The 20,118-nt window shown below is 50.6% G+C and carries 20 protein-coding genes and 1 pseudogene; 16 read left to right on the top strand and 5 right to left on the bottom strand.

All coding sequences use genetic code 11. From position 1 onward, the window contains the following. The first annotated feature begins 146 nt into the window (after positions 1 to 146). The 11 genes from TERTU_RS16830 to TERTU_RS16780 all read left to right on the top strand — a co-directional run bounded on the left by TERTU_RS16830 (position 147) and on the right by TERTU_RS16780 (position 10,170). Positions 147 to 1,364 (top strand): 3-dehydroquinate synthase, encoded by a 1,218-nt coding sequence (locus TERTU_RS16830; protein WP_015817956.1) that lies wholly within the window; start codon positions 147 to 149, stop codon positions 1,362 to 1,364. Continuing rightward, entirely contained in the window at positions 1,364 to 2,572 is a 1,209-nt protein-coding gene (gene eboE / locus TERTU_RS16825) for a metabolite traffic protein EboE (protein ID WP_015817648.1), read from the top strand. The genes TERTU_RS16830 and eboE overlap by 1 nt, the downstream gene beginning before the upstream one ends. Next, the gene (locus TERTU_RS16820; protein WP_015820113.1) at positions 2,569 to 3,498 is read left to right on the top strand and encodes a UbiA family prenyltransferase; all 930 of its coding nucleotides are present in this window, start codon (positions 2,569 to 2,571) and stop codon (positions 3,496 to 3,498) included. The genes eboE and TERTU_RS16820 overlap by 4 nt, the downstream gene beginning before the upstream one ends. A gap of 177 nt (positions 3,499 to 3,675) precedes the next feature. Next, positions 3,676 to 4,530, top strand: a complete 855-nt coding sequence (locus TERTU_RS16815; protein ID WP_015820547.1) for an EboA domain-containing protein — start codon at positions 3,676 to 3,678, stop codon at positions 4,528 to 4,530. A gap of 12 nt (positions 4,531 to 4,542) precedes the next feature. Beyond that, positions 4,543 to 5,427 (top strand): TatD family hydrolase, encoded by an 885-nt coding sequence (locus TERTU_RS16810; RefSeq protein ID WP_015817101.1) that lies wholly within the window; start codon positions 4,543 to 4,545, stop codon positions 5,425 to 5,427. Positions 5,428 to 5,484: 57 nt separating this feature from the next. Further along, positions 5,485 to 6,870, top strand: a complete 1,386-nt coding sequence (locus tag TERTU_RS16805; protein WP_015817562.1) for an alkaline phosphatase family protein — start codon at positions 5,485 to 5,487, stop codon at positions 6,868 to 6,870. A gap of 237 nt (positions 6,871 to 7,107) precedes the next feature. Next, positions 7,108 to 7,317 carry a cold-shock protein gene (locus TERTU_RS16800; RefSeq protein WP_015818005.1) on the top strand — a complete coding sequence of 70 codons (210 nt, stop codon included), beginning with the start codon at positions 7,108 to 7,110 and terminating at the stop codon, positions 7,315 to 7,317. 297 nt (positions 7,318 to 7,614) lie between these two features. Continuing rightward, a complete protein-coding gene (locus tag TERTU_RS16795) occupies positions 7,615 to 8,241 on the top strand; it encodes a methyltransferase family protein (protein WP_041590300.1) in 627 nt (208 codons plus the stop codon). A gap of 175 nt (positions 8,242 to 8,416) precedes the next feature. After that, a complete protein-coding gene (locus tag TERTU_RS16790) occupies positions 8,417 to 8,923 on the top strand; it encodes an ArsI/CadI family heavy metal resistance metalloenzyme (RefSeq protein WP_015819866.1) in 507 nt (168 codons plus the stop codon). Continuing rightward, a complete protein-coding gene (locus tag TERTU_RS16785; RefSeq protein ID WP_015820303.1) occupies positions 8,910 to 9,533 on the top strand; it encodes a sigma-70 family RNA polymerase sigma factor in 624 nt (207 codons plus the stop codon). Before TERTU_RS16790 ends, TERTU_RS16785 begins: the two co-directional genes overlap by 14 nt. Positions 9,534 to 9,690: 157 nt before the next feature. Continuing rightward, positions 9,691 to 10,170: a DinB family protein gene (locus tag TERTU_RS16780; protein ID WP_015819971.1), complete on the top strand. Its 480-nt coding sequence runs from the start codon at positions 9,691 to 9,693 to the stop codon at positions 10,168 to 10,170. A gap of 30 nt (positions 10,171 to 10,200) precedes the next feature. On the opposite strand, the gene TERTU_RS16775 is transcribed toward TERTU_RS16780, so the two are convergent. Then, positions 10,201 to 10,830, bottom strand: coding sequence for a TetR/AcrR family transcriptional regulator (locus TERTU_RS16775; protein WP_015817198.1), 630 nt, complete (start codon positions 10,828 to 10,830; stop codon positions 10,201 to 10,203). An 81-nt stretch (positions 10,831 to 10,911) separates the two neighbouring features. On the opposite strand from TERTU_RS16775, the gene TERTU_RS16770 reads away from it, so the two are divergent. The 4 genes and pseudogenes from TERTU_RS16770 to TERTU_RS16760 all read left to right on the top strand — a co-directional run bounded on the left by TERTU_RS16770 (position 10,912) and on the right by TERTU_RS16760 (position 13,100). Beyond that, the gene (locus tag TERTU_RS16770; protein WP_015819016.1) at positions 10,912 to 11,448 is read left to right on the top strand and encodes a peroxiredoxin-like family protein; all 537 of its coding nucleotides are present in this window, start codon (positions 10,912 to 10,914) and stop codon (positions 11,446 to 11,448) included. A 67-nt stretch (positions 11,449 to 11,515) separates the two neighbouring features. Further along, entirely contained in the window at positions 11,516 to 11,980 is a 465-nt protein-coding gene (locus tag TERTU_RS16765; protein WP_015819595.1) for a DUF1801 domain-containing protein, read from the top strand. Positions 11,981 to 12,091: 111 nt separating this feature from the next. Further along, positions 12,092 to 12,311, top strand: a pseudogene (locus TERTU_RS22490) (endo-1,4-beta-xylanase); the annotation flags it as partial. A 420-nt stretch (positions 12,312 to 12,731) separates the two neighbouring features. Then, a complete protein-coding gene (locus TERTU_RS16760) occupies positions 12,732 to 13,100 on the top strand; it encodes a Rieske (2Fe-2S) protein (protein WP_015817142.1) in 369 nt (122 codons plus the stop codon). A gap of 448 nt (positions 13,101 to 13,548) precedes the next feature. Here the strand turns inward: TERTU_RS16760 and TERTU_RS16755 are convergent, their stop codons facing one another. Both TERTU_RS16755 and TERTU_RS16750 read right to left on the bottom strand, forming a co-directional pair. After that, the gene (locus TERTU_RS16755) at positions 13,549 to 13,896 is read right to left on the bottom strand and encodes a 2Fe-2S iron-sulfur cluster-binding protein (RefSeq protein WP_015817716.1); all 348 of its coding nucleotides are present in this window, start codon (positions 13,894 to 13,896) and stop codon (positions 13,549 to 13,551) included. A gap of 32 nt (positions 13,897 to 13,928) precedes the next feature. After that, the gene (locus TERTU_RS16750) at positions 13,929 to 14,213 is read right to left on the bottom strand and encodes a 2Fe-2S iron-sulfur cluster-binding protein (RefSeq protein ID WP_015819926.1); all 285 of its coding nucleotides are present in this window, start codon (positions 14,211 to 14,213) and stop codon (positions 13,929 to 13,931) included. A gap of 639 nt (positions 14,214 to 14,852) precedes the next feature. Between TERTU_RS16750 and TERTU_RS16745 the strand changes: the two genes are divergently transcribed. Continuing rightward, positions 14,853 to 15,368: a shikimate kinase gene (locus TERTU_RS16745; RefSeq protein ID WP_015820524.1), complete on the top strand. Its 516-nt coding sequence runs from the start codon at positions 14,853 to 14,855 to the stop codon at positions 15,366 to 15,368. Between the two features lie 90 nt (positions 15,369 to 15,458). On the opposite strand, the gene TERTU_RS16740 is transcribed toward TERTU_RS16745, so the two are convergent. Together TERTU_RS16740 and TERTU_RS16735 are read right to left on the bottom strand one after the other, a co-directional pair. Then, positions 15,459 to 17,447, bottom strand: a complete 1,989-nt coding sequence (locus tag TERTU_RS16740) for a tetratricopeptide repeat-containing sulfotransferase family protein (RefSeq protein ID WP_015819017.1) — start codon at positions 17,445 to 17,447, stop codon at positions 15,459 to 15,461. Between the two features lie 15 nt (positions 17,448 to 17,462). Next, complete coding sequence (locus TERTU_RS16735; RefSeq protein WP_015817429.1) at positions 17,463 to 19,919, bottom strand: TonB-dependent receptor; 2,457 nt, start codon at positions 19,917 to 19,919, stop codon at positions 17,463 to 17,465. Positions 19,920 to 20,118: the final 199 nt, after the last annotated feature.

The following is a 20,118-nucleotide window of genomic DNA, read 5'->3' as shown; positions in this document are numbered from 1 at the left end:
GAACATGGTCAATAGGAATGAACGACGGGTTCACGCCAACGCACTCTGGTGTTTACCCTTGCCGCAGGGAGGTTTTGTTAGAGTGAATCTTTTTGCCTGGTAGCATGTCTGTGCGCCGCAGTGCAGAACAGTGATAGGTTATTAACATGAATTCAAACGTCCCCCCGTCCAGTGAAATGGATGACTCACCGCTGTACCCGAGCTTTTCTCTTAAGTTCAGTTACCCTTTGTGTTTTACCCGTAATGCTTTTGCAGCCGAAAATTTAACATTCGTCAGCGAGGTTAAAGGGGATCACAAGGGCGCTGTGCCTAAGCTGCAATTTTTTATTGACCAGGGCGTATTGGATGTAAACCCGGAACTGGCAAACGCGATCACCAAATACTGCAGTGTGCACGAATTAAACCTGGTTGATGCTGTGCACCCTGTGCCCGGCGGTGAGGCGGCAAAAAATCAAATCCAAATCGACGCGATATACGATTTAATGCTGGCCGCAGGTATGGACCGTCAATCTTTTATTGTCGCAATTGGCGGTGGTGGTGTGCTGGATGCGGTTGGTTATGCAGCCTCAACTTTTCATCGCGGCATGCGCCTGATTCGCATGCCCACCACTGTGCTCGCGCAAAATGATGCGGGTGTGGGAGTAAAAAACGGTATTAACAGTCAGGGTATCAAAAATTTGCTTGGCTGCTTTGCTGTACCGCACGCTATCATTAATGACGCAGCTTTTCTCGATAGCTTGAGTGCGCGCGATTTTCGGTCCGGCTTTGCTGAAGCCGTTAAAGTTGCTTTAATTCGCGATGCGGAATTCTTTTTCTGGATTGCGCAAAATCAGCAGGCATTAAATGCGCGTGAGCCACGAGCAACACACCATTTAATAAAACGCTGTGCCCAGCTGCACCTCAATCAGATTTGTCTTGGCGGTGACCCGTTCGAGCAGGGCAGTGCCCGCCCACTGGATTATGGTCACTGGAGTGCGCACAAGCTCGAGTCGCTCACCAAACACGCGTTGTCCCACGGTGAAGCTGTAGCCATTGGAATGGCGTTGGATGCGCTCTACGCAGTGGAAATCGGGTTATTGAACCAGGCTGCATGTGACCAGGTGTTAGCGGTAATTCAAGGGTTAGGCTTTAGCCTGTGGGATGACGCATTAATCAGTGCAGACGGGCAGGGTAATAGCGAGTTGTTGGTCGGTCTCGAAGAATTTCGCCAGCACCTGGGTGGCCGCCTGTGCATTACCTTGCTAACTGATATTGGCAAAACCCTGGAAGCCAGCGAAATAGACACCGAGGCATTGCTGCGCGCGCGCGATAAATTAGCCGTGCAGGCCAAGCGTGAGAATCGCCTTGCGCGGGTAGCGGGCTAATGCAATTACACCATCATTGCCATCTCACCTATTGCACGAATATTCACCCTGGCGAAGAGTGGTCACCTTTTTTCGAGGCATTGCAACACTCTTTGCCACAGGTGAAAAGCCGATTTTGCCCTGACCAGCCCATGGGGGTTGGCCTGCGGCTTTCTGCTGTTGCCGCGCATGCGCTTGCGCGAGACGCCGCGGCTTTATCTATTTTTCAGCAGTGGTTAAATGAAACCCAGCTTTACGTTTTCACCATCAACGGGTTTCCTTACGGTAAGTTTCACGGCGCGCCAGTGAAGCAAGCGGTTTACCAGCCAGACTGGACGACGCCAGAAAGAGTGGTATACACCGAAACACTCGCGACGTTGCTGGCGGCGCTTTTACCTGCGGGTATGCACGGCAGTATTTCTACGGTGCCTGTTGGTTTTAAGCCGGACTTGCTAGCGCAAGGCAAACTGGAAACAGCTGTCCATAATTTATTGAAAGTTGCTGCTGCGCTCTACCATTTACACCAAAAAACGGGTCACTGTATCCATCTCGCTCTTGAGCCGGAACCCGGCTGCTTTCTTGAAACCACATCGGAAACGGTCGACTTTTTTACTACACATCTTTTTAGTGAAGGCGCTCTGGAGCGCTGGCGTGAACTGGTGTTTGACGCGCGCGGTGGCGACGAAAAGGATAGACAGTCATTGTCGCTCGCCTCGCTCAAGCAATATCTCGGTGTCTGTCTGGACACGTGCCACGCAGCGGTAATGTATGAATCTTCCCGCGCGGCAGCAGAGATGCTGGTGGAGGCTGGTGTGCCTATCCACAAAGTTCAGTTGAGCTCGGCGTTACAGGTGCACAAGGTTGATGATGTTACACGCACCAAACTCGCTTCCTTTGCTGAGGGGGTGTATTTACACCAGTCCAATATTCGTGAAAATAATAGCACTGAATTTTTTCTGGATTTACCAGAAGCGCTGGCGGCAGTTCAATCACACCAGGAATTACGCAGTCATTTTCATGTGCCGGTGTTTTTTCAGTCCGTAGATGGGCTGGGTACAACGCAGGCGGATTTAATCGAATTTTTGGCGGCACAAAACGACAATATTTATTCCACCCATCTGGAAGTCGAAACCTACACCTTCGGCGTGCTGCCTGAGCCATTAAAAACCGCGACCATTGAAGACAGCATTGCGCGAGAACTGGACTGGGTGCTGGAGCGACTGAGATGAAAATAAATACGATAATGCAGCTTGGGCGTATACCTAATTTGCCAACGGTTTGGACTAACACACTGGCCGGTATGGCCCTGGTTGGTGGCTTGGGTGCTGGTGCACTTAGCAATAGTGCGCTGAGCAACGATGTACTAAAGGTTAGTGTACAGAACGATGGCGTACAGATCGCACTGACGCTGGCGGCGCTAAGTCTGTTTTATTTGGCCGGTATGTTTTTGAATGACGCTTTCGATGCTGAATGGGATAGGGCGCACAAACAAGACCGGCCAATTGTACGGGGCGATGTGTCGGTTACCGAAGTGGCATTTTACGCGTGTGGTTTTGTTGCGCTTGCCCTGGTATTGCTTTGGTTTGCCGCAAATGACGGCCAACAATGGCTGCCCATTGTGTCTGCCAGTGGGCTGCTGGCGGCAATTCTGCTGTACAACGCGCGACACAAGCAATGGCCGCATGCGGCCTGGATGATGGGCAGCTGTCGGCTGCTGGTCTATATCACAGCGGCGAGCGTCATCGCAACGCCGAATACGGCGGTACTCGTTGCAGGCGCGGCCTTACTGGTTTATATCGCAGGTATTACCTATTTAGCTCGGTCGGAACATGTAAATTCGCTCGAGAGCCGCTGGCCAATTGTGTTATTGCTTTGCCCCAGCGGTTTTATACTGTTTTTGTTGTGTGTGGGATATTTTGATTTTCTCGCCGCTGCCGCTGCACTTTTAACCTTGCTGTGGATCGCGCATGGCATTCGCTATTTAATGCCAGGCGCGCGCCGAAATATTCCACAGGCGGTGGGTATCTTGCTTTCGGGAATGTGCCTTATCGATACCAGCTTGCTACTGGTTCTGGGGCAAACGCAGATCGCACTATTTACCGCCTGCTGTTTTGCTGCTGGCATATTTCTACAAAAGTGGTATGCCGCCAGCTAAACGCGGGGTGACGCGAGTCGTGAGCTTAAAGTAAATAGATTGCTCAGATATGCGCTTGTTGTAGCTATTTGTCACAATAATTTGTCGCAGCAACTTGTCGTAAGTACATGTCGTAACTACTTGTTGTAAGTGCGTGTTGCAACCGAAAGCCTAAGCCGAACACTAAAGCCAATTGTTATGAAAAATATTCAGAATCAACCTTTGTACGACGGTCTGCGAAAAGCACTGAGTACTGGCCCGGGCTGGCAGAATTTGACGGCGAATATTGAGGTGTCTCGCAACAATTATACGCGCGCCGGATTCTTTTTAAATTTTGCCATGGCGCCGCGCTGGTTTAAATCGGCAACAACACACCTGGAGTTAGACGCGGATCTGGACCCGTTTGGCGCCTTGCAAAATTGGTCAATGGGTCAGGCAGCGCGTTTACTGATTTTGCTGGAACTGGCCGCGCTCGTCGATGCGAATGAGTACACGGCGGCAATGTCCGAATTGTTTAAAACCGCTGATGTCAATGAGCTGATAGTGTTGGTAAAGAGCCTGCAATTCATTCCTGACGGCGAAACGTTTGTGGAGCGCGCGCGCGAAGCTGCACGCAGTAATATCGAAAGCGTATTTTGTGCGGTTGCCCATCACACCGATTACCCACAGCGGTATTTCGATGCTGCTGGATGGAACCAGCTGGTACTAAAAGCGGCTTTCCTTGCGGTACCCATTTGGTCCATTGTCGGCGTACGCGAGCGTAATAATTCGGCGTTGGTGGCGATGTTGCAGGATTACGCTCGTGAGCGTCAGGCAGCATCGCGCCCGGTCCCCTGGGATCTTTATTGCTGCCCTGCCTGGAACGCATCCAGCGATGCGGATTTTCAATTTTTAGAACACCAATCGGCGATCAGTTCGCCAAAAATTCGAGCGGCGATTGTGCTCGGCTTACGGGAAAATAACCTGCCAAAGGCACAAACCCTGGCCGCGCAACTTCCCGATCAACCTGCTAATACATTGCGCTGGGAAGACCTCGCAGCGTGGGACAACTGAGAGGTATTGACTATGTATATTGATCCACACGTACACATGAGTGCGCGCACCACCGATGACTACCAGGCAATGGCGGAAGCGGGCGTGGTGGCTGTTATCGAACCGGCATTCTGGCTCGGGCAGCCACGCACATCGGTAGACACCTACAAAGATTATCTCGCGTCATTGGTGGGGTGGGAACGCTTCCGCGCGTCGCAATTTGGAATAAAACACTATTGCACTATCGGTTTGAACTCGAAAGAAGCCAATAACGAACCGCTTGCGGAAGCGGTTATGGAAATCCTGCCGTTGTTTTTGGCAAAAGAGGGTGTGGTGGCAGTCGGTGAAATTGGTTTCGATGAACAAACGGCGTTGGAAGAAAAATATTTTCGCGCGCAGCTGGAATTAGCCAAGCAATTTGATCTTCCCGTAATGGTACATACACCGCACCGAGACAAACTCAAAGGCACCATTCTGACGATGGATATCTGCGAGGAACACGGCTTATTGCCGTCGCAGGTGGTGATTGATCACAACAACGAAAATACCGTTAAGGCGGTATTAGATCGCGGCTATTGGACCGCATTCACGCTCTATCCGCAAACTAAAATGGGCAGCGAGCGAATGGTGAATATTGCGCGGCAATATGGCTCAGAGCGCATTTTTATCGACTCCAGCGCAGACTGGGGTGTGTCCGACCCGATGGCGGTGCCGAAAACAGCCAACCTGATGTTACAGTCCGGCATTCCTCAAACGGAGGTTCACCAAATGTGTTACGCGAATGCATTGGCGGCCTACCAGCAGAGCGGTCAGATTGCGGCAGAAGATTGGCAGACTGCGGACTTTGACCAGGCGGAATTGTTCGAGGGCAATTCAGTTTTGCGAGGCCAGAAGCCGATTAAATCTTCTGAGGCGTAAGCCGTCCCCCCTACCTGATAACCAACGTAATTCTCGAAATACAAGGCGTACCGATCAATGGCAAAATTGCTGGTTTTGAATGTAGTGGGTTTAAGCCCCAAGCATATTGGCGAACATACCCCTCACCTGAAACAGCTGGCTGAACGGGGGGCGCAATCACATATTCACTCCATGCTGCCGGCGGTTACCTGTTCCGTGCAAACCACGTATTTTACCGGGACGGCGCCTGCGCAGCATGGCATTGTTGGCAACGGCTGGTATTTTCGCGATCAGGCAGAGATACGCTTTTGGCATCAGAGCAATCACCTGGTTCAGGCCCCACAAATCTGGACTCAACTAAAACAGCAGCAACCCCAGGCCAGCACCGCCAATATTTTTTGTTGGTACAACATGTACTGCCCGGCGGATACCGCGATTACGGTGCGCCCGATGTATCCGGCTGACGGTCGCAAACTTCCCGATATCTACACTGCACCGGGTGAATTGCGCGCTATGCTCAATCAGGAGCTGGGCACCTTTCCGTTGTTCAATTTCTGGGGGCCCAAAAGCAGTATTGTGTCCAGCCAATGGATCGCTGATGCCGCCGTGCGCACCCTGGAAATGCGCGCGCCGGACTTTGCGGCGGTGTACCTGCCGCATCTGGATTACGCGATGCAAAAAGTTGGGCCTGAACATCCGAGTATTCCTGACGAATTGCGCTCAATCGATGCGGTGTGCGGGCAGCTGATTGATTACGCAGACGCTAACGATTATCGGGTGGTAGTGTTATCGGAATATGGCATTCAACCGGTCAACAAGGCTTGCCATTTGAACCGGCTGTTCCGTGAACAAGGATGGCTAAAGGTGCGTGAGGAGCTTGGTCTGGAGCTGCTGGATGCTGGCGCGAGCCGTGTGTTTGCGGTGGCGGACCATCAAGTGGCGCACATTTACGTTCAGGACAAAGGCCTATTACAAGCCGTGCGCGCGCTGGTGGAACAACAGCCCGAGGTGGAATTCCTGCTGGATGAGCGGGGCAAACAGGTACACGGTTTGAGCCATGAGCGCAGCGGGGAGCTGATTGCCATCGCCAAGCCCGACTGTTGGTTTAGCTATTACTACTGGCTTGACGACAGCCGCGCACCGGATTTCGCTCGTTGCGTGGATATCCACCGCAAGCCAGGCTATGACCCGGTAGAGCTGTTCGTCGATCCGAAAATAACCTTTCCAATGCTAAAAGCGGCGAAAATTCTCCTTAAGAAGAAACTTGGGTTTCGCTATCTAATGGACCTGATTCCGCTCGATACGTCCCTGGTTAAAGGCTCCCACGGTGCGCTCACGGAAAATCCCCAGGATGGTGCAATTCTCATAGCCTCGGATTCGTCGCTGCTTGGCAACGGTAATGCGCAATCGGGCATTGCCGCAACGGCAATCTTTGACTTGCTATTGCGCGCCGTGGGGCGTTGATCAGCGACAGGCCTGATTTCTGAGTAATCCGTGTCGATGAAGATTATTAAAAATAGTGCTTGACTGTTTTGTATCAGGCCTGTAACTTGCGCCCTAGCTAGGAAGCAAGCTTTTTTTATACTCTCCCGTTCGTAGTATCTCTGTAGTTCTTCGTCCTGTAGTTTCTAAATATCAGTCTTTATTTCAGCTACCTCGCCTTTTTATAGGCACCCGTTTATTTTTTTGCAGGATCTTATTATGTCTAACAAAGTCACTGGCACCGTAAAATGGTTCAACGAATCTAAAGGTTTTGGTTTTATTTCTCAGCCTTCCGGTCCTGACGTTTTCGCCCATTTCAGCGCTATTGAAAGCTCTGGCTTCAAAACCCTTACTGAAGGCCAGCAAGTGGAATTCACCGTTACCGACGGTCAGAAAGGCCCACAAGCGCAAAACATCGTTGCCCTATAAGCTAAGCGGCAAAACGAATCTTAAAAAGCTGGCCTATGTTGCCAGCTTTTTTGTTTTTATAATCTTTTTCTTTATTCACGTTTGTTTGGCTGTTGTGCAATTTAGACTGAGTAGTCTAGTTTGGCAGACACCATCACCACCAGACGCTATCACCATCGGCAATCGTCGTCTCCATTATTTTTATCCGCCCCGTCGGCTTTACCCATTTCTCTAAAACTGATCTAATGGCTGTGAAGTTTCGCTGCGCACTCCATTTATTTCGGGCATGTACAATGCGCGCCCACCCTTGGTTCATCTATGCAATTATCAGAGTATTTACCCCAGCTGGTTGACTTTAACCGGGTCTACCTTGCGTGTTTCTTCACCTTTGTCGCCGCCTTCTATACCTTGCGTATCCTTATTCAAAAGAAGCGCACCGGCCGGGAATATGTCTTCGCGGGCACACGTTTCTGTGCAAACTGGTGGAATCACATGGTATTCCGCTTTTTTCGCGTGGTTATCTGGCTGGCGTGTGTGTTTCGCTTAATTTTCCCTGGTCTGGACAGTTACCTTGGGTTGTTTCCATCGCTGAACCAATCGGCGGCACTCCTTTTGGGCGATATTATGCTCACAGTCGGATTCGCCTGGGTGCTTGTTGTCCATTTTCGTATGGGTCACCATTGGGCATCCGGTGTTAAACCCGGAGGCCCTGAAGCGCTTATAACAGATGGCTTTTATGCCTTTTCTCGCAACCCGATGTATTTAGGTGTTGCGCTTGCGCAGGTGGGGTTTTTTCTGGCGCTGCCGTCGGTGTTCTCGTTGCTATGCCTGGCAGTGGGTTTGACCGCGCTATACAGCCAGGTGCGTGTAGAGGAAAGCCACTTAGCCGCGCTCTTCTCAAGCAGGTACGACACTTACCGCGCTCAAGTTCGTCGTTGGGTGTAAGCTAACCTACTCGCGGAGTCGCCGGCTTAGATTTATGTGGGGTGGCCTAGCGGCCGCTTTCCTCGTGTGGTCAATTCGTATCGATTCACGGCTTAGGCATAATTTTTTTTGCGACCAGCAGCCACTTTTACCGTCTATTAAGATGTCTTTCATCAAGGCCTTAATAGGAGGCAAAATGCCATACTTCCACGTCCATCTTTCTGTCGATAACCTGGCGACTAACATCGAGTTTTACTCGCGTCTCTTCGGTGCGCAAGCGCATAAAATAAAATCCGATTACGCAAAATGGTTGATCGAAGACTTGCGCCTGATATTTGCTATTTCTTCGCGCGGCGATCGCCCCGGACTCAATCACTTTGGCGTGCAGGCATTGTCAGATGAGGATCTCGCTGTATTGCGGACCCGGGCGATAAATGCCAACGAAGGCACCTTCGTCGATGAAGCGGATGCGCGCTGCTGTTATGCGAAAAGCGACAAGCACTGGGTTTCCGATCCACAGGGTATCCCATGGGAACATTTTTATACCCGCGCTGATATTGACGAGTTTGGCGATTCGGTTGAAGCTGTTGCTGACGACGAACCTCCTTGCTGTGTGCCTTCGCCTGTGCAAACCGGAGCGGCAAAAGGCGCGGAATGTTGCACAAACTCACCAGAGGAATTGTTAGACCGTGAATGCTGTTAGCTGCCAAACCGGTAACAATCAGAGCGAGCGCCCGCCTGACGCGGGCGATCTCGACAAGGCGAGACTGGATTCCACGAAGTTGCGGGAAAGTCTGTTCAATTACCTCTCGCAGCGGTTGCCCGCCAATGCCCCGGTCGATGATCTGCTGCAGGACTTATTCGTTAAGGCGTTGGAACGCGACGCTAAAGCACCACAAATCCGCAACCTCACCGGGTGGCTGTACGCGGCTGCGCGGACCACAATTGCCGACTTCTATCGCGCGCAGGCTGCCTGCCGCGAAGAGGTGTTGCAAGAGGATGTGGCTCATCTAGTGGATGACGATCTCAGTTTCCACTCCGCATTATCGGAATGCCTGATTGGTTTTATTGGCGAGTTGCCCGGGATTTACCGGGAAGCACTGTTAGCTGCGGATATCCGCGGCGAAAGCATGCGCGACCTGGCTGAGCAGGAAGGTGTTTCTCCCTCTGCCATAAAGAGTCGGGCGGCACGTGGCAGGCGGCTGCTGCGAGACAAAGTTCTCAACTGCTGTGCCGTGGAGATAGCCGATGGGTTGGTGGATGATTATTACGTTAAGCGCTGTGGTACAGACTCACAGGCGCTGACAAAGTGAGTTCGTAGCGAGGGCTCAAAAGGAGCTTAATTTTCTTCAATCCTTAGTGGTTACTGAATAAACTTTTCCTTTTATCTCGAGCCCATTAACTTCGCAATTTTCATTGCCAAGTTAATAAATTCACCTATCATATTTCCGTCGCTATTATGGGTTAAGGATGATGATAAAGAAATTAAGTTATAAAGCCTGGGCTGATGCGGAGTTGTTGACGGCACTCAACGCAATCGATTCACACAAGTTCCCAGGCGAACAACACATGGCCTTGCGTTTATTTAACCACATCAACGTGGTGGACCAGATTTTTATTGGTCATATTACTGGCAATGGTCACGGCTATACAAAAACAAATACTGATAGCACCCCAACACTAGCAGAGCTGAGTGAGCGTGTTTCGAATGCTGATCATTGGCTCATCGAGTTTGTGAAAACTGTGGACGAGGTTGGTTTGCAGCGGGAAATCAACTTCACTTTTACCGACGGTGACGAGGGGCGTATGACTGTGGCAGAAGTGCTCGACCACTTGGTTATTCATGGCACCTACCACCGGGGTAACATCGGAATGCTGCTTTCAGATTGCGGTCTGGCACGCCCCGCTGATATCTATACACGTTTCCTTCATCTGCGCGGCGGCAGCTAATGCGAAGGCGCTTCGGTAGCGAGGGCGAATTCAGGTTATCCCGCGAATTACAATCTCCAGTGCTGCAATAAATTCCTCCTTAGCACTGCTCTCTTCGGCTGGGCTGGTGATCGCAATTAAAGCCGGGTATCTATCGGGGTCCAATTGTTGGATGTGCGCGATGGTATCCGATTTCGCCTGGCCCGCTGTGCTCGGGATTGGGCCTGCCAGATCGTTCTGTGCCATGCCGATAATCACTGCGCTAATAGCTCTAAAAGCGTGCAGCCGTTGCCGGTTGTCAGCGCAGGGCACGCGCAAACTATGCAGCAACGCCTCACTCAACCGCAGCACTGTGGCGGACTGACTGCGGCGCGTAAGCAACAGCGAGACGATGTTTGGGTGACGATGAATGTGTTCCCACATATCGAGCGCGAGAATGCGAATCTGGCTCTCCCAGGTAGCGCTGTCTGCTGGCGGCGTGGCAATGCCCCTTAGTGCGCACTCTACCAGGAGTATATCCAGCTCTTCCCTGGTTGCTACGTAGTTGTACAGGGTCATTGGCGCGCAGCCCAATTTAGTTGCAAGGGTGCGAATAGACAGGCCGCTGGCACCATTCTCGTCCAGGAGGCTTAGGCCAGCGTTTTCTATATCCGCGAGTGTTAATTTTGCGCGTCGCCCCATGGGTACAACTACTTCGAGTTCACATTTATATATGTACACTGTACGAATATATTTCACAGTGTCAATACGAGAGGAGTGCTCATGGCCCGACTAAGCCTTGGACAGACGGCGCCAACAGCGCCGTTGTTGTCCATTCACAATGAACCTGTGTCACTTGTCTGCGCGCAAGACACGTTTGTTCATGTCCAGTTTCGGCGTTTTGCTGGTTGCCCGGTGTGTAATTATCACTTGCACCAGTTTGCCCAGGCACAGGATCAGCTGCAGGAATTGGGGGTAAGGGAAGTGGTGTTTTTCCACTCTTCCCAAGAAGAGATGCTCAAGTATCAGGGCCAGTTGCCGTTTGATTGTGTGGCTGATCCGACGTTGGCACACTACAAGCGCTGGGGAGTGGAGCGTGATTGGCGGGCCATCTTTCACCCGAAGGTCGCCTATGCCGGTTTTATGGGGTTTTTAAAAACGGGGCGCTTATACAAACGAGCCGAAAATGGTATTTTCGGCTTGCCGGCTGATTTTTTGTTAGATAATCGCGGCTCAATAGTGAGTATGAACTACGGTTCTCACGCCGATGACCAATGGAGCCTGGAGCAACTGTCAGACATCGTCTTGAAGATGCGGTAGTCTGCGTTGTATTTGCGGAATCATCTTAAATGACGGCTGTGTTTTACTACTGTGAGAGGCTTTATATATGGAAATTCCCGAGGCGGTTCAAGAAAAATATCTGACCTATCCAGTTGCGGCCCAACGCTATTTTCTGGAACTCCGGCAGATGATTTTGGATACTGCTGCAAACTACAAATTGGGCCGAGTGGAGGAAACGCTAAAGTGGGGCGAACCAAGCTATTGTGTCATCAAAGGCAGCCCCCTGTGTATTGATTGGAAAAGTAAGTATCCGGATTGCATTTCAGTTTATTTCAATTGCAACACGCTTCTGGTTGAGACTTTTCGCGAACTTTACTGCTCAGAGTTGGAATTGCATGGCAATCGTGAAATTCGCTTGAGCTTGGATGTTCCGCTCCCTACCGCAGTGCTGCAGCAGTGTTGTTTTATGGCGTTACGCTACCACACGCTAAAAAAGCAACCATTGCTTGGTGCGGGTGCGGGTGCGGGTGCGGGTGCGGGTGCGGGTGCGGGTGCGGGTGCGGGTGAATAAGTCTGGGGTTTATTTACACTTTGTATAGGTTAGAGTTCTGGATTTTACACCGAAATGCCGTTAGGGAGTTTTTGTCGTTGTCTAGCGGGCTAAACGAGCGAAAAATAACACCTCGGCCTGTCGGAATACGATGTTGCCAGTGCCAATGATCAGTCGCAGTTTCCAATAGTCCAACAGCAGTCCCCGTTTTTTTAATCACGAATAAGTGAAAGGAATTACCTTGTGGGGCTATGTGGTGGGCTCGACCTGGGTCAATGGAACTGGATTAATCCAAAGTAACGGTACGCCGCGCCCGGCGATGAACTGGTTAATGGACTATATCGGCCGTTAGCGATACACAATCATTCTGATTGGTGGAATAACGGTTAGCTTGGATTTACGCCGGGCTTTTTAGGCTTCGCTAACGTGTTAGGCTACATCGTGCTGTGCTATATGCTGGTGCAATGCCACGCTTTAATTAGACGATAGCAACTGGCACTCGCTTGCTGATCCTTATCAGAGTAAGTCAAAATTACTATATTGCACGCCAAATCGCGTATTTGGGAATAAAAATTCGCTAATGTATTAAAACATTTTCCATCTACCCCCTTGTTTACCTCTGGTATCACCGTAAAATGGCCATTCGGCCTAATGGGGGGGCTTGTCATATTTCGCGTTATTTTCACTTGGCTATTCTCGAAAATACCGCTGCGCGCTTAATTACGTTTTTCAACGAGTACTTCAAATCATTGCACAGCTGAGGTGAATGCATATGGAGCTTCTGGAAACGCAAGAATTCTACGTATGTGATGGGGACGAGCTTTTGGATGGCGATTGTATAAAATTGCCATTGAAGTTTCGGGGTAAAAAAGATTCAGCGTTAATTATTCGTGATCGAGGTAAGGTGCGGGCCTTCCACAATTTGTGTGTGCACATGCCGCGTACGCTGGATTGCGAAAGTCATTCTGTGTTTGATTTTGAAAAGCAACAACTACGATGCTCTATGCACGGAATCGTGTATTCTTCCGAAACCGGAGAGTCTCTGAGCGAAATCTGCCGCGGTAAAAAACTTACTTCTATCCGTATCATCGAGCAGGATAATAAAATCCTTATTCGCGACAAACGCGTAGCCCGTCTATAACGTTTCTGTTAAACCCAGTTTCAAGAGTGTTGTGCTGGTTTTGACTTTTTATACGTCTACTAACTTTTTATTTAACATTTCTAGTCTAGACTTGTTGGTACGGCAACCGGTTCCAAGTGGACAGCTTTTAAGCTGGCCTATCAAGCCTGCGACACTGCTACACTCATAATCCCACTAAACCCTGCAGGGTTTTTGTGGCGCATTGAGTGAGCAGTGTTCACAGCTTTAACTTAGTTCGTCAGCATATTAATTATTTGCTGACGACGCAGGCCAGTCAGGTTGCTTAATCTGCACTAAAAAACACGTAACTGTACTAACTAGCACTTAATTGTACTAAATAAAACTAACAGTACTTTAGCTCACGGCCGAGCTGACTGCTAATTTCTTTAAGCGTTTTCCGCGTCGCCGTGTCTTGCGGTTTTTTAGCGTTAGTGCAGACCTTCTAAGCTTAATACTCCACCATCAGGTCTTCGTCGCGAACAATAATCTGGCAAGCGAGTCGCCATTCGCAGGGAAAATCGTCGACCAGCATTGTATCGATCTGCTCTTGGGTGAGTTTTCCTAACTCAACTAACACTGATCGTTCTTTGTCGGTCAAAGGTCCAGCCATGCGCTCTTTATCCGCCAGTGAGGTCACTTTAACCAGGCACTTACCGCATTTACCATCCTGACACTTAAAGTTAATCGGGATTTTGTTTTCGCGGGCGATTTGTAGAACGGTTTCTGTGTGACTGCCTGCAGTGGCATAGACGGTCTTGTTTTTGTAGCTCGGGTGTGAAAAAAGTATGTCGGGCATGATGATTCTCCAAACTAATTATATTTTGCGGATCAAGCTGGGCTAACAGTTACATCGCCGAGTACCTGCGCCTGACACGCAAGGCGGTGATGTTTGCCAGCCGAGTTCTCACGCAAAATTTTGTCTTCCACGACGGAAATGGTAGATAGGTTCGACCAGCCTTCGTCGACTTTCATAAGGCAGGTTCCACAGTCGCCTTCCCGGCAGCCATAAATAATGCCGGAACCGAGCTTGTCGGAAATTTCGATCACTCGAACTCCAACGGGGACGGTGAGTGTTAAATCAATATCTTTAAATGTTAACTGGGCTTTCGCCATGGGGCTCTCCTTAAATTGCCAGAGTTGCAGAAAAGTTTCTGCTCTCGAAACGCGACTTTGTCACTGTCTCAATTCGCTGATTGCAAGGGGCAAGCCATTTTGAAAAATGTTAGTTTTGGCCTATAGAAGAGAGCTTGCGCGCGAAAATGACGCAAAATATTGGCGCGTTAAGATTAAATTTGTAGTCTTCCCTACAGGAAAATATTTTTAAATTTGTTCCCGAACAGAATTGTGCTTTTTGTTTGAATTACTACACTAAATTTCACTGCATTTCTGCACCAATATCACTCCGAGCTGAACCAAAAGCGAAAGATTGCTCGCGGTCGGCGAATTTTTATTAATTCTATTCACGCCTTCTGCATATTTTTGAAATTTATTATAGGTATGGTTATCCCTAATGGCGTGCTGGTATGACGCTCGAACATTTGTGCTGACAGTGTCGCCATTAGTGTAATTAGGTAATCCGTGGCACTTGAGTTTGGATTTTGATCCGCCTACAGTATGCGCCGCCAAGGTCCGCGGTGAGCCCTGTTTATAGCGCGCGCGGAGCCTGTAGGGTCATTGCTGTAGCGTTTGCGCCTGTGCACGTTTGTGAGAGGTAGTGTGAGAGAGAGTGAGAAATAGTGTGAGAGAGTTCGTATGAGTGAATCGTCTGTAATTTTGATTGGGATGCCAGGGGCCGGGAAGAGCACCACAGGTGTGCTGCTGGCTAAACGTCTCGCCAAAGCCTTTATCGATACGGACATACTGATTCAGCAACAAGTTGACATGACCTTACAGGACTACCTGAACCAGCATGGCTATATGGCGTTGCGTGAACTGGAGGCCGACGTGTTAACGTCCGCGTCGCTGGAGAATGCCGTGGTCGCCACAGGAGGCAGCGCTGTGTACAGTGACTCAGCCATGCGGCGCCTGGCAACACTAGGGCCTCGGGTATTTCTCGATCTTAAGCTGAGCAGCATGCAGGCGCGTATCCACAATCAGGCAACGCGGGGTTTGGCGAGTCAGCCGGGGACGACCCTCGAGACGATTTTCGCGGAACGTTTGCCGCTTTACCGCCAATATGCAGATATTACTGTGGCGGCCGATGGCGGAACGGCAGAGGAGGTTGTACAAGCCATTGTCGACCGGCTGTCCGCTGGCGGCAGCGTCTAAGTCAAGGTTGCGCTAATCGTCGCATTAGAAAAGCCGTGTGGGCACGAGCGGCTAAAACCGCCGCGCTCACAGGTCTAACGGCTTTTGGTGTTACGCAGGGTAAGCTTCGATCAGTGGCGCCAGCTGGCGCAGCATTGGGCCCAGGTGGGCTTCGAAGTTCTTCCATTGGGCCAAGCCGGATGTGTAGATAGGTTGGCGAACCTGCTCAGAACTTGCGGTACGAACCGCGCGCTCGGTTTTATGAAAAGCGAGGCAGCTATCCTCAAACGGCAGCCCGCAGAAGTCCAGAATACGTCGAATTTGCGGTTCGGTATGTTCGACCAGTTGTTCATGGTAAACCCGCAGGATTTTTCCAGGTGCGACCTCATCCCAATGATCCATCAGTGCCACATAATCGCGATAATACTGCGCGACATCCTCCTGGCTGTAGGTAAATTCCTGACCCTCGGCAAACAATTGTTTGTACCCGCTAAAGCAGCAGGCCATGGGGTGTCGACGCGCATCAATTATTTTTGCATTGGGCAGGATTTTTAATATCAGCCCGATGTGGCGAAAATTGTTCGGCATTTTATCGGTAAAAAAGGGCGCGCCTTTGCGATAAATCTGCGTGTCGTCAATGAACTGTTTGCCCAGCTTTTCCAGTTCCTCGCCACCCATGGTTTGCAATACTGCGGGGTACCGGGGCGCTTCGTCGGTGCGGCGGCGGCCATTCAGGCGGTGGGCAAACGCCAAAATATTGGGTAGCTCCAAGGTGCCGTCGACCATTGAGTGGCTAGCCAGAATCTGTTCCAGCAGAGTTGAGCCTGCACGGGGTAAACCGACGATAAATATCGGATCTGGGGCCTCGTAGCCCTGCGAGTCGTCGTGTAACAATTCCGCGTCGACTACCGCTTTCTGCCGTTCGAATTCTTCGTGGGTGGCGCTGGCGCTGTAGTCACTTTGCCGCTTCTTAAGTAAATTACCGCGCTCGTAATATTTGAATGACTTTTCGAACTCCCCTCGATCTTCGTAGCAGCGCCCCAGGGCGAAACACAAATGATAGTGATCGGCGTTATCGAGCCCGGATTGGGCCTCGGCTTTCTCCATTGCAGCGATTTCCTGTGCGCTGAAACGGTAGGTTTTTAAGTTCGCCAGGCTCCACCAGGCATCGCCAAATTGCGGTTTAAGCGTATGGGCTTTTTGATAGCTGGCTACCGCTTCCTCATGCTTGCCAATGGTTTTTAACGCGTGCCCCTTCATTAGCCAGGTAACGGAATTTTTCGGTTCCTGCTCAAGGAGTGCGTCATAGGTTGTTAACGCGGTGTCGAAATCACCCACAGCCATTGCGGCGTTCGCGTAGGTGGACTTAATTTGTCGATCAACCGGATTTTCTTCGTAGAGCTGGGTGGCTTGTGTCAGTGCTTTTCCGTATTTTTGCCGTTTTTGCAGCACATTCACTAAGTCCAGTCGCGCCTGTGCGAACTCCGGGTACAGTTGAACGCAGCTTTCCAACAGAAATTCTGCGTCGTCCAGAATGTGAAGTTGAGTTCCAATCTTGGCCAGCAGGCGCATGGCCTCAGGATGATGTTTATGTTCCTGCAAAAACTGGCGGCACAGGTTTTCCGCTTTGTAGAGTTTACCTTCACTGAGCATACTGGTAATGCTAACCAACAACGGCGGTAAGCGGTTGAAATATGCCAGCTGAGCACTGGCTTGAGTGTGTTCTTTACGCAAATCCATTTGTTTGGCCAGCTGCTCCAGCCGCTGCCAGGATGCGATAAGTCCCGGGTTTAATTGCGTAGCTTTTTTATAGGCTTTAAAGGCTTGCTTTAAGTCCCCCATCATGAGCTGGCAATGCCCCAGTTCCTGAAAACCGCGTCCGTATCCGGGTGCAGCGCTCTGCAGCGCGGTAAGCGTTTGCAGAGCGCCTTTGGTGTTGCCGAGGTAGCGCTGGCAAACGGCCTTTAAATAAAGACCGTCCCGGTGCTGCGGATTTTCCTGGAGAACCGCATCAGCGGCGGAGAGGGCAGTAGCATGATCGCCGGCTTTCAGCGCGCATTCACTTTGTTCGAGTGCGCGATTTATTACGTCGTTATGCATAACTGACCTTATTTTTTACTGATAGCGATAGGAGACGCGCAAACCTGCCGTACGAGGCCGGTTAGTGCCGATGCGGCGAATGTCGTCCTGGTTATTAATAAACATTTCTGCGCGTTTGTCGGTAAGGTTGTCGACAAACAACTCTAGGTTCCAGCCATCGCGTTTGGTACCAATGCTGGCATCCACCAGTGTGTAACCGTGCTGTTCTTCCCGTTCTTCCGCTACGATTGAGCTGTAGCTTTTATCGGAGTAGCGGCTGCCCAGCTGCACATAGTAATCCTGTAGGCCCATGCTCCATGCATAGCGTGCACGCAGGTTAAATTGCAGTTTGGGGGTCAGCGGTAACTGGCTGCCCACCGGTGCCATTTCAATAACCTGCGCCTCTGTCGATTTTAGCTCGGAGTCGTTATACGACATAGCCGCGAACAAGGTGAGATTATTGGTGGCCGCCCAGGTGAGGTCTGCTTCCAAGCCGGTTATTTCAGCATCGGCAGCGTTTTCGATAAACGTTAATATAGAAACATTTTCAGGATCGAAACGGGACACCTGCATGTCGTTCCACTGAATGTTATAAATATTGCCGTTGAACTGCAGGCTCTGATCAAACCACTGGGTCTTCCAGCCAATCTCGCGGTTTACCACGTTGTCGGTTTCGTAGGTTACCGATACCGTTGGGTAATCCGGGTTGGCAGAAGGAATGCCACCGCCGCGGTTAAAGCCACCAGGGCGGAAGCCTTCGGAGTAGGTGAAATACACCATGCTGTAGGTCGATGGGCGGTAGCTCAGGTTGAACTTAGTAATGACGTCATCCGCTTTCAATGGCTCTTTGGTGTGGCCACCTGAACTGTCGTAATCGCGACCACGGTCCGTTTGCGCACCATTTTGGAAAATACCGTCGGCAAAATTGGACGAACCAGTGAAATCAGATTCCATCTCGTAGTAGCGCAAGCCTACAGTCGCAGTAAGATTGGAAAGCAGGTCATAGGCGACCTCACCAAAAGCTGCCATCTGAGTTTCGGTACGCGTAATATCGTTAAAAAACGCTACACCAGCAGGTCGCGTGGCATCGTTAATATTGTTTGCCCCGGCAATAGGTGCGTTGGGTACAAAGCCGATATCAGGCGTGGCCAGGTACAGAAAATCGTCCTGTGTTTTAATCTGGAAGTCTTCATAAAATACACCGACAACCGCGCGAATATTTTTTTCTGTGGGCGTAACAATACGGAATTCGTGGGTTTCACGCGTTTGGTTCTGGGTGCCTTTAAAACCTTTAACCGGGTTTTTACATTCGCGCACATCGGTAATGTACTCGGCAGCGTTCGGGTAATTTACCATGTAGTCCGGGTTATCGTAGGTACAGGTGTAGTACTCGATAAAACCGCCGCTGTTGTTATAGCCGGTGTAGTCGATGCTCTGTTGCACATCGCGGTTTAAGTAAGCGCCGGTGTACAGCATTTCCAGCGCGCCCAGGCGACCTTCCAAGGTCCAGGCGGTTTGATCAAAGCTATCGCGCAATTCGTCAGGGAAAAATCGTTCGACTTCCAAATCACCAACTTCTGGATCGTAATCAAATACACCATCGGCGCCGAGCTCCTGACGGCTGTGCTGAACTAAAATATCCCAGTCGTCATTAATCAGGTATTTAGCGCCGATGCGCATACCTTTATAAAAACTATCGTTAAAGTCGTCCTCGGCAAGCGCGACGTTGGAAGCGTCTTCGTAGGTGGCGTTTGCTGGCAAAGATACATTGGCATCCGGGTTTTTACTCGGGTCGATGCTGAAGGTGCCTACTACATTATCGATGTAACCACCTTGCTGGTTGTTATAAACCACAAAGCGTGTTGCCAGCTTGTCGTTTATCGGCAGGTTCACAAAGGCTTCGGCGCTGGTGCTCATGTCGCCGCCTTTTGTTTCGGACCAGGATGTTTTAAAGCCGGTGTCGAAACCATCAAAATTTGGTTTGTTGGTAATCAGTCGGATGGTACCCGCCTGAGAGCTGGAGCCAAACAGAGTACCTTGCGGGCCGGCGAGCACTTCAATGCGCTCCATATCGGCGGCGTACACATCCAGATTGCGGCCGGGCGCGGTTACTGGCTGTTCGTCCAGATAAAGGGCAACGTTAGGCGTAGTGCCCTGCGCGCCGGAAAGCATAACGGTGATGGGTTGAATGGACATACCGCGAATGTACACGGTGGATTGCCCTGGACCGCGTCCGCCGGCAGAAACATTTGGCAGATTGGCTACGTAGTCGTCGAAGCTCTGAATGTTCAGCTCTTCCATCGCGCTGGCACCCAGTGCCTGGATTGCGATAGGCGTGTCTTGCGCACGCGCTGGCTGTTTGGTCGCAGTGACCACCATTTCTTCGACTTTTTGTGCGAGAGCGCCCTGGCTCAAGCTGCCAGCGATAACCAACGCTATGGCAATTTGCAGCGGCTTTTTACCGAACGCTGCACGGTGTGGTTTCGTTTTCACAACAAACTTCCCCGGTTTTGAGTCATTCCCGGTTGATAGCGAATTCCCGGAATGCATGATTGATGGCTAGCAGAGGCTTGGCGTAATGCGGCGCCTTGCTAAAGAATGAAGTTATCGATCTGTTACTCGCAGCCGTTTTATGCCACAGGCGTTACGTTTGGCAGACGGACGAGGACTCGAAAATTCGAATAGCCTTAGG

Origin of the sequence: Teredinibacter turnerae T7901, assembly GCF_000023025.1 — a bacterium.
GTDB classification, from domain to species: Bacteria; Pseudomonadota; Gammaproteobacteria; order Pseudomonadales; family Cellvibrionaceae; genus Teredinibacter; species Teredinibacter turnerae_B.
This window is presented reverse-complemented; position numbering and strand designations above follow the sequence as displayed.